Here is a 5585-nt window from a genome sequence, read left to right on the forward strand (position 1 = left end):
AAAGCAAAACCCCCAGCTTATGGGGCTGGGGGTTTTGGGTATAAGAGCCTGGCGATGACCTACTTTCACACGGGTAGTCCGCACTATCATCGGCGCGAAGTCGTTTCACGGTCCTGTTCGGGATGGGAAGGAGTGGTTCCAACTTGCTATGGTCACCAGGCATGAGGGGTTGCCGGGCTGACCCAAGGTCAGCGCGGCGAATCTGGGTGTAGTAAAGATTGGGTTGTGTTGCACACCTGGGCACAAGGCGCACTCACCAGGTAAAACACACTGGTTATAGGATCAAGCCTTACGGGCAATTAGTACTGGTTAGCTTAACGCATTACTGCGCTTCCACACCCAGCCTATCAACGTCCTGGTCTCGAACGACCCTTCAAGGAGGTCAAGCCTCCAGGGAATCCTCATCTTCAGGCGAGTTTCCCGCTTAGATGCTTTCAGCGGTTATCTCTTCCGTACATAGCTACCCTGCGATGCCTCTGGCGAGACAACAGGTACACCAGCGGTACGTCCACTCCGGTCCTCTCGTACTAGGAGCAGCCCCCGTCAAGATTCCAACGCCCACGGCAGATAGGGACCAAACTGTCTCACGACGTTTTAAACCCAGCTCACGTACCTCTTTAAATGGCGAACAGCCATACCCTTGGGACCGGCTACAGCCCCAGGATGAGATGAGCCGACATCGAGGTGCCAAACACCGCCGTCGATATGAACTCTTGGGCGGTATCAGCCTGTTATCCCCAGAGTACCTTTTATCCGTTGAGCGATGGCCCTTCCATTCAGAACCACCGGATCACTATGTCCTGCTTTCGCACCTGCTCGACTTGTCGGTCTCGCAGTTAAGCACGCTTTTGCCATTGCACTTTAGGTACGATGTCCGACCGTACCAAGCGTACCTTCGAACTCCTCCGTTACACTTTGGGAGGAGACCGCCCCAGTCAAACTGCCTACCATGCACTGTCCCCGACCCGGATTCACGGGCCAAGGTTAGAACCTCAAACAAACCAGGGTGGTATTTCAAGGACGGCTCCACGTGAACTAGCGTCCACGCTTCAAAGCCTCCCACCTATCCTACACAGATCGGTTCAAAGTCCAATGCAAAGCTACAGTAAAGGTTCATGGGGTCTTTCCGTCTAGCCGCGGGGAGATTGCATCATCACAAACACTTCAACTTCGCTGAGTCTCGGGAGGAGACAGTGTGGCCATCGTTACGCCATTCGTGCAGGTCGGAACTTACCCGACAAGGAATTTCGCTACCTTAGGACCGTTATAGTTACGGCCGCCGTTTACCGGGACTTCAATCAAGAGCTTGCACCCCATCATTTAATCTTCCGGCACCGGGCAGGCGTCACACCCTATACGTCCACTTTCGTGTTTGCAGAGTGCTGTGTTTTTATTAAACAGTCGCAGCCACCATTTTATTGCAACCCCTTCACCCTCCTGGCGCAGGCCAGTCAAGCTACAAGGGCGTACCTTATCCCGAAGTTACGGTACCAATTTGCCGAGTTCCTTCTCCCGAGTTCTCTCAAGCGCCTTAGAATACTCATCTCGCCCACCTGTGTCGGTTTGCGGTACGGTCTCGTATGACTGAAGCTTAGAGGCTTTTCTTGGAACCACTTCCAATTGCTTCGCAGCACTAGGCCGCTCGCCCCACATCCTTGAATTCCGCGCCCGGATTTGCCTAAGCGCCTTCTCCAATGCAGGGACCGGGACTTCCAACACCCGGACAACCTTCCGCGATCCGTCCCCCCATCGCATCATACGACGGTGCAGGAATATTAACCTGCTTCCCATCAGCTACGCATCTCTGCCTCGCCTTAGGGGCCGACTCACCCTACGCCGATGAACGTTGCGTAGGAAACCTTGGGCTTACGGCGAGGGGGCCTTTCACCCCCTTTATCGCTACTCATGTCAGCATTCGCACTTCTGATACCTCCAGCATCCTTTACAAGACACCTTCACAGGCTTACAGAACGCTCTCCTACCACGCACTTGCGTGCGTCCGCAGCTTCGGTGACTGGCTTAGCCCCGTTACATCTTCCGCGCAGGACGACTCGATCAGTGAGCTATTACGCTTTCTTTAAAGGGTGGCTGCTTCTAAGCCAACCTCCTGACTGTTTTAGCCTTCCCACTTCGTTTCCCACTTAGCCAATCTTTGGGACCTTAGCTGGCGGTCTGGGTTGTTTCCCTCTTGACACCGGACGTTAGCACCCGATGTCTGTCTCCCGTGATTGCACTCTTCGGTATTCGGAGTTTGCTATGGCGGGGTAATCAGCAATAGACCCCCCAACCATGACAGTGCTCTACCCCCGAAGGTGAGACACGAGGCACTACCTAAATAGTTTTCGGAGAGAACCAGCTATTTCCAGATTTGTTTAGCCTTTCACCCCTATCCACAGCTCATCCCCTAACTTTTCAACGTTAGTGGGTTCGGTCCTCCAGTACGTGTTACCGCACCTTCAACCTGGCCATGGATAGATCATCTGGTTTCGGGTCTACACCCAGCGACTCAACGCCCTATTCGGACTCGCTTTCGCTACGCCTTCCCTAATCGGTTAAGCTTGCCACTGAATGTAAGTCGCTGACCCATTATACAAAAGGTACGCCGTCACCCGTTTCCAGGCTCCGACTGTTTGTATGCATGCGGTTTCAGGATCTATTTCACTCCCCTCCCGGGGTTCTTTTCGCCTTTCCCTCACGGTACTGGTTCACTATCGGTCGATTACGAGTATTTAGCCTTGGAGGATGGTCCCCCCATCTTCAGACAGGATTTCACGTGTCCCGCCCTACTTGTCGTACACCTAGTTCCACAACGCTGTTTTCGCATACAGGGCTATCACCTGCTATGGCCGGGCTTTCCATCCCGTTCTGCTAACAATGCTGCTAAAGAGTACAAGGCTCTTCCCATTTCGTTCGCCACTACTTTGGGAATCTCGGTTGATTTCTGTTCCTGCAGCTACTTAGATGTTTCAGTTCGCCGCGTTCGCTTCCCTGACCTATGTATTCAGTCAGGGATGACCCATTCGGGCCGGGTTTCCCCATTCGGACATCTCCGGATCAAAGCTCGTTTGCCAGCTCCCCGAAGCTTTTCGCAGGCTACCGCGTCCTTCATCGCCTGTAATCGCCAAGGCATCCACCACATGCACTTGTTCGCTTGACCCTATAACGAGTGTGTCTCTCGGACACGACCGTCATAGGTCTGAGTTCTCGCGTTTGTGCCGTATTCCAAGTCATCTTTCGATCACTTTAAATACTTTTTGGTTGATACAATCACAACCCGGTATCGCGTTTGTACTACAGCGTCTCATCAACGCTCGCGACACCTTTACTACATCCCATATTGTTAAAGAACAGCCAGGCTTAACGCCTGTTGGCAACAGCCAAAGACAAACACTCAGGCGCCTCGCCTGAATTCTTGTCTTTGACTACAACCCCAAGGTACTGGTGGAGGATGACGGGATCGAACCGACGACCCCCTGCTTGCAAAGCAGGTGCTCTCCCAGCTGAGCTAATCCCCCGCGCGATAACTTGGTGGGTCTGGTAGGACTTGAACCTACGACCCCCGCCTTATCAAGACGGTGCTCTAACCACCTGAGCTACAGACCCTTGGCTGTAACAGCAAACAAACCGATAAGTGTGAACGCTTGACTTGTGAACACAAGCCTCTAGAAAGGAGGTGATCCAGCCGCACCTTCCGATACGGCTACCTTGTTACGACTTCACCCCAGTCATGAACCCTGCCGTGGTAATCGCCCTCCTTGCGGTTAGGCTAACTACTTCTGGCAAAACCCACTCCCATGGTGTGACGGGCGGTGTGTACAAGACCCGGGAACGTATTCACCGCGGCATGCTGATCCGCGATTACTAGCGATTCCAGCTTCACGTAGTCGAGTTGCAGACTACGATCCGGACTACGATGCGTTTTCTGGGATTAGCTCCCCCTCGCGGGTTGGCAACCCTCTGTACGCACCATTGTATGACGTGTGAAGCCCTACCCATAAGGGCCATGAGGACTTGACGTCATCCCCACCTTCCTCCGGTTTGTCACCGGCAGTCTCTCTAGAGTGCTCTTGCGTAGCAACTAGAGACAAGGGTTGCGCTCGTTGCGGGACTTAACCCAACATCTCACGACACGAGCTGACGACAGCCATGCAGCACCTGTGTCCACTTTCCCTTTCGGGCACCTAATGCATCTCTGCTTCGTTAGTGGCATGTCAAGGGTAGGTAAGGTTTTTCGCGTTGCATCGAATTAATCCACATCATCCACCGCTTGTGCGGGTCCCCGTCAATTCCTTTGAGTTTTAATCTTGCGACCGTACTCCCCAGGCGGTCAACTTCACGCGTTAGCTACGTTACTGAGAAAATGAATCCCCAACAACTAGTTGACATCGTTTAGGGCGTGGACTACCAGGGTATCTAATCCTGTTTGCTCCCCACGCTTTCGTGCATGAGCGTCAGTCACGTCCCAGGGGGCTGCCTTCGCCATCGGTATTCCTCCACATCTCTACGCATTTCACTGCTACACGTGGAATTCTACCCCCCTCTGACGCACTCTAGCCTTGCAGTCACAAGCGCAATTCCCAGGTTAAGCCCGGGGATTTCACGCCTGTCTTACAAAACCGCCTGCGCACGCTTTACGCCCAGTAATTCCGATTAACGCTCGCACCCTACGTATTACCGCGGCTGCTGGCACGTAGTTAGCCGGTGCTTATTCTTCCGGTACCGTCATCCACGCCAGGTATTAACCAGCGCGATTTCTTTCCGGACAAAAGTGCTTTACAACCCGAAGGCCTTCTTCACACACGCGGCATTGCTGGATCAGGGTTGCCCCCATTGTCCAAAATTCCCCACTGCTGCCTCCCGTAGGAGTCTGGGCCGTGTCTCAGTCCCAGTGTGGCTGATCGTCCTCTCAGACCAGCTACTGATCGTCGCCTTGGTGGGCCTTTACCCCACCAACTAGCTAATCAGACATCGGCCGCTCCTGCTGCGTGAGGCCTTGCGGTCCCCCACTTTCACCCTCAGGTCGTATGCGGTATTAGCTAATCTTTCGACTAGTTATCCCCCACAACAGGGTACGTTCCGATGTATTACTCACCCGTTCGCCACTCGCCGCCAGACCGAAGTCCGCGCTGCCGTTCGACTTGCATGTGTAAGGCATGCCGCCAGCGTTCAATCTGAGCCAGGATCAAACTCTTCAGTTCAATCTCTGTGTGGTGCCGAAGCACCTCGCTCTTTCGAGCGGTCGCTCACTCTCAGAAAACTGACTGGCCAGGCTCCGAAGAACCCAACCAACATGTTTTACTGTGCGAGCACTGATAACTTTTGAAGCATCACAGCGACCGAAGTCACCGTGGCGTTCGCCATCAAGCGCCCACACTTATCGGTTGTTTGATTGTTAAAGAACCTCAGCGCCCGGCTTTGCCGGTTCGCTGTCGCTGCCTCGCTGACGTTGCCGTCATTTCGTTGCAGCGGAGAAACGAGATTATGCAGAGCATTCAGCGTTTCGTCAACAGTTTTTGCAGAACTTTTTTCTGCCGGTCAGCGCTGCATTCCCTCGCAACCCCAACCCACTGCCGCCCCGCAACCCT

The 5585-nt window shown here is 53.8% G+C and carries 2 tRNA genes and 3 rRNA genes; all 5 read right to left on the reverse strand.

The features are described from left to right. Nucleotides 1-46: 46 nt before the first annotated feature. The 5 genes from rrf to WD006_RS29140 all read right to left on the reverse strand — a co-directional run bounded on the left by rrf (nucleotide 47) and on the right by WD006_RS29140 (nucleotide 5198). Nucleotides 47-160 (reverse strand): 5S ribosomal RNA (gene rrf, locus WD006_RS29120). Between the two features lie 118 nt (nucleotides 161-278). After that, a 23S ribosomal RNA gene (locus WD006_RS29125) occupies nucleotides 279-3157 on the reverse strand. Nucleotides 3158-3439: 282 nt separating this feature from the next. Next, nucleotides 3440-3515 (reverse strand) — tRNA-Ala (locus tag WD006_RS29130). 11 nt (nucleotides 3516-3526) lie between these two features. Beyond that, nucleotides 3527-3603, reverse strand: a tRNA-Ile gene (locus tag WD006_RS29135). Nucleotides 3604-3666: 63 nt separating this feature from the next. Continuing rightward, nucleotides 3667-5198: ribosomal RNA gene (locus tag WD006_RS29140) — 16S ribosomal RNA — on the reverse strand. Together the 16S, 23S and 5S rRNA genes with 2 tRNA genes alongside form the textbook arrangement of a ribosomal RNA operon. Nucleotides 5199-5585 lie beyond the last annotated feature (387 nt).

The organism is Cupriavidus sp. Met-2 (assembly GCF_049843575.1).
In the GTDB taxonomy this organism is placed as follows: domain Bacteria; phylum Pseudomonadota; class Gammaproteobacteria; order Burkholderiales; family Burkholderiaceae; genus Cupriavidus; species Cupriavidus metallidurans.